Origin of the sequence: Thermomonas sp., from assembly GCF_047606765.1 — a bacterium.
Classification (GTDB): domain Bacteria; phylum Pseudomonadota; class Gammaproteobacteria; order Xanthomonadales; family Xanthomonadaceae; genus Thermomonas.
Window position 1 is genome coordinate 1 of sequence record NZ_JASGED010000131.1, and the last position, 4,023, is coordinate 4,023.

Consider the following 4,023-nt stretch of genomic DNA (forward strand, 5'->3'; position numbering starts at 1 on the left):
CATGAAATGAAGACATTCCGCGTGGCGTCCATCGCCGCCACCTTGCTGGCATGTGCCTGCGCACACGCTTCCCCACGGCAGGAGCCGGATGCATGCAGGCTTGCGCAGGCCGCGCAGCAGCGGTCCGTGGTGCGCGTTCCCTTCGAGCTGGTGGACGGGCGCATCTACGTGCAGGCGAAGGTGAACGATGGCGGCCCCTACCGGTTCGCGGTGGACACGGGCGCAAGCGGGATGGGGCGGGCCGATGCCACGCTGGTGGAGGCGCTGGGCCTGCGGATGGCTGGGCAGGCGCTGAATTCGGATGGCGTGCAAACCGCCACGGCAGACACGACGCGGCTGCATTCGCTGGCGTTGGGCGAACTGGTGCGGCGCGACCTTGAAGTCATCACCCGCGACTACAACACCGGCAAGCCGGAAGAGCAGCACTTCGCTGGCATCATCGGCAGGGAGTTCTTCCGCGACGGAATGCTGGTGATCGATTACCCGAACAGGATGCTGGCATTCAGCACGGCGGTGGGGATGACGGCGGACACGGACGGCAGCATCGGCTACGCGCGCCCGTTCCGCGTCCCGGTTTCGATTGCCGGCCTGCATGTCACCGGCCATCTGGACACGGGTGCCAATGTCACGGCGGTGTTCCCGAAAAGCCTGTACGAAGATGTTGCCGCCACCGCACTGGAAGCGGCGGGCAAGGGCAGGCTCTCCAACGGCAGCATGGCCATCAGCCGCGCGGTCATCGACGGGCCGATGCAGATCGGTAGCGCTCGCCTTGTCGATCTGGAGGTGCGCGTCTCCGACACGTTTCCGGAGCTTTTGATCGGCGCGCACGTGCTGCGGCATTACGTGCTGGCGATAGACCAGCGGTCCAGCCGGGTTGCGCTTTGCGGGCCGGGTGAAACCTTGCGCGATTGACTGCGCGATGCTGGGCGGCATCGGCGATGCCGCCGCCCGGCGCGTTTACTTCTTCAGCGAATCGCGGATCTCGCGCAGCAGCAGCACGTCTTCGGTCGGTTCGGCGGGCGCGTCTTCCGGCTTCTTGTGCATGCGGTTGATCGCCTTGACCATCAGGAAGATGGCAAACGCCACGATGACGAACTGGAGGATGGCGTTGATGAACTCGCCATAGGCCAGCACCACGGCAGGGACTTCCTTGCCGGCGGCATCGACCGTGGCTTCCTTCAGCACGATGCCGAGTTTGGAGAAGTCCACGCCGCCGATCAGCAGGCCGATGGGCGGCATGATGACCTTGTCCACCAGCGCGGTGACGATCTTGCCGAATGCGCCGCCAATCACCACGCCAACGGCGAGGTCGATCACGTTGCCGCGCATCGCGAATTCCTTGAACTCGGTCATCATGCCCATCGTGCTTCTCCGGTTGCGGGAACAGGTGCCACTAGCCTAGCGGATGCGGCAGCGCAGTTCGATGGCATCGCCCAGCCGCGCCACGCATTCATCGCCGGGCTGCAGCGCGGCCACGCCGGCGGGCGTGCCCATGAAGATCAGGTCACCGGCGCGCAGGGCGTACAGCTTCGACAGTTCGTGCAGGATGTCCGGCACGTCCCAGATCAGCGCATCCAGCGTGGACTGCTGGCGGCGCTGGCCGTTCACGTCCAGAGACAGTTGAAGGTGGTCGATGCCGCCGATGTCGGATGCCGGCAGCAATGCACCGACCGGCGCGGAATGGTCGAAGCCCTTGCCGGTGTCCCAGGGCAGGCCCTTGGCCTTGGCGGCGGCCTGCAGATCGCGGCGGGTCAGGTCGAGGCCCACCGTGTAGCCGAATACCAGCTCTGATGCCGCTTCGACCGCAAGCTCGCCTGCGGGCGCATCACGGCCCAGTGCAACCACCAGTTCGACTTCGTGATGCAGATCGCGGGTGCCGGGTGGATAGGGCACATCACCATCGATGACGATGGCGTCTGCCGGTTTCATGAAGAACACGGGGTTGCCGCGTTCGGCCTTTGATGCCGGTGCCGCCGCGCCCATCTCGCGCGCGTGGTCGGCGAAGTTGCGGCCCACGCAATAGATGCGGCGAACGGGGAAGCTGCCAAGCGCGTTGCCCGCGCGGTCGCGCACGGGGATGCGCGGCGTGGCGGCAGCGGCGATCAGGTCGCCGCTGTTCACCGTGCGACCGGCAGTTGCGCCTTGCTGACGACGCGATAGTCGCCATCGATGCTGCGCGTGCGCGCTGCGATTGGTTTGCCGCGCTGCTTCCACAGCCGCCACAGCAGGCCACCGGCCAGCATCGCCAAGCCAACGAACACGCTGACGAACAGCAGGCCCAGCAGCAGGGCAACGCCGACCACGCCCAGCACGATCCGCAGCAGCGGATTGCGCGGGCGACGCGGCGCGGTGAAGGCGGAAGAGCGGATGCGGTTGAACAAGTGGCTGCGAAAGATCGACATCGTGGCTACGGATTCCTGTTGCTGTGGCATGACTGCGCCATGACAATGCCGTGAAGTATCGACAGATGCGGCGGAGCAGTTGTGAGTAGTTCGTTAAATGGTGATGCCGTCGCGGTTCTGGGCAGCTTGCAGCCGGACAGCCTGAACGCGTGCGAAGCCGTGCTGGATGGCGATGCCCAGTCGCTGATCCTGCATCGCGATGCCGATGGCGCGGTGCGCGCGTGGTTGAACGTCTGCCCGCATGCCGGGCGGCGGCTGGACTGGGCACCTGGCAAGTTCATGCGCAACAAGCAGGGCCAACTGGTGTGCGCGGCGCATGGCGCGACCTTCGATCTTGCCAGCGGTGAATGCGTGGCCGGCCCCTGCCGTGGCGAATGCCTGCGCGCGGTGCCGGTGCATTGCGCGGATGGCGAGGTGCGATTGGGCGCGATGCCGTGATGCATGTAGCTGCGGAGCTTGCTCCGCAGAGTGCGTGCCGAGCAAGCTCGGGCACCTACGGGATCATCGCCGGCGTGGTGCTTGTAGCTGCGGAGCTTGCTCCGCAGAACGAGTGCCGAGCAAGCTCGGTACCTACAGGATTCCGGCTTTCGCCGGAATGACGAAGATCGTCAGTACAGCAGATTGATGACCAGCACGATGATGATGAGGTAGGCCAGCGACAACGGCCCGCCCGAGCGCCACAGTTCGCGCCCGGTGTAATTGGCCGGGCCGACCACCATCGACATCACCGGGTTGGATGAGGTCATCAGGTTGTTCGATGCCGACAACGCCACGATCAGCGCGAAGGCGGTGGGGTCGCCGCCTGCCGCCAGTGCCACGTTGATCGCGATGGGCACCATGATGATGGTCGCGCCGACGTGGCTGATCGCCAGCGAGAACAGCGTGGTCACAAGCCCGATCAGCAATTGCAGCAACCACAGCGGGAAGCCGTCCGGCAGCCGCTGCAAGGTATGCCCGGCCAGCCATGCCGCCGCGCCGCTGGAATCCATCGCCCAGCCCAGCGGGATCAGGCAGGCCATCAGGAACACGGTTTTCCAGCTGATCGCGGCGTAGGCCTCGTCGATGTGCAGCACGCCGGCCACCAGCATGCCGGCCACGCCGGTCATCAGCGCGATCGGCACCGGGATCTTCGACGACAGCGCCAGCAGCATGGATACCGCGAAGATCGTCATCGCGATCTTGAACTTGTGCGGGCGCTGCTCGTCCTTCGGGTAATCGGTGACCACCACGAAATCCTTGGACTTTGCGGCCTGTGCCAGATCGCCCCAGACGCTGTGCAGCACCAGCATGTCGCCGGCGCGCAGCGGGATGTTGCGCACGTCCTCGCGCAGCACCTGCTTGTCGCGATTGATCGCCAGCAGGCTCAGGCCGGCCTGCTTGCGCAACCGCAATTGCGCCTGGGTCTTGCCGATGAAGCCGGAAGTCGGTGGCACCACCGCTTCTGAAATGCCGGCGCGGCTGGGATTGAACAGGTCACCGAACACCCGCAGCCGCGATGACATGCGCAGGAAGTTGTTCTGCGCGAAGTCGGCAATCTGCTGTTTCGGGCCGAGTGCGCCCAGCACGCTGCCCACCCAGATGCGCGCATCGGCGGGTGGTGCCAGCCGCGATTCATTGCCGG

6 protein-coding genes are annotated in these 4,023 nt (G+C 65.6%); 2 read left to right on the forward strand and 4 right to left on the reverse strand.

Annotation, left to right across the window (positions count from 1 at the left end):
- Nucleotides 1-912, forward strand: a 912-nt coding sequence (locus tag QM612_RS12230) for a retroviral-like aspartic protease family protein (RefSeq protein WP_415254161.1), incomplete at its 5' end; no start/stop codon positions are given.
- A gap of 45 nt (nt 913-957) precedes the next feature.
- On the opposite strand, the gene mscL is transcribed toward QM612_RS12230, so the two are convergent.
- From mscL to QM612_RS12245, 3 genes are read right to left on the reverse strand one after another with little or no spacing between them, the layout of a single operon-like run.
- On the reverse strand, nt 958-1,362 hold the full coding sequence (gene mscL, locus QM612_RS12235; protein ID WP_415254162.1) for a large-conductance mechanosensitive channel protein MscL: 405 nt from the start codon (nt 1,360-1,362) through the stop codon (nt 958-960).
- A gap of 36 nt (nt 1,363-1,398) precedes the next feature.
- The gene (locus QM612_RS12240; protein WP_415254163.1) at nt 1,399-2,121 is read right to left on the reverse strand and encodes a fumarylacetoacetate hydrolase family protein; all 723 of its coding nucleotides are present in this window, start codon (nt 2,119-2,121) and stop codon (nt 1,399-1,401) included.
- Nucleotides 2,118-2,402, reverse strand: a complete 285-nt coding sequence (locus tag QM612_RS12245) for a hypothetical protein (protein ID WP_415254164.1) — start codon at nt 2,400-2,402, stop codon at nt 2,118-2,120. Before QM612_RS12245 ends, QM612_RS12240 begins: the two co-directional genes overlap by 4 nt.
- Before the next feature lie 117 nt (nt 2,403-2,519).
- Between QM612_RS12245 and QM612_RS12250 the strand changes: the two genes are divergently transcribed.
- On the forward strand, nt 2,520-2,840 hold the full coding sequence (locus QM612_RS12250; RefSeq protein WP_415254166.1) for a Rieske (2Fe-2S) protein: 321 nt from the start codon (nt 2,520-2,522) through the stop codon (nt 2,838-2,840).
- A 170-nt stretch (nt 2,841-3,010) separates the two neighbouring features.
- Here QM612_RS12250 and QM612_RS12255 read toward each other — a convergent pair.
- Nucleotides 3,011-4,023 (reverse strand): SLC13 family permease (locus tag QM612_RS12255; RefSeq protein WP_415254165.1); only part of this gene is annotated, 1,013 nt, incomplete at its 5' end.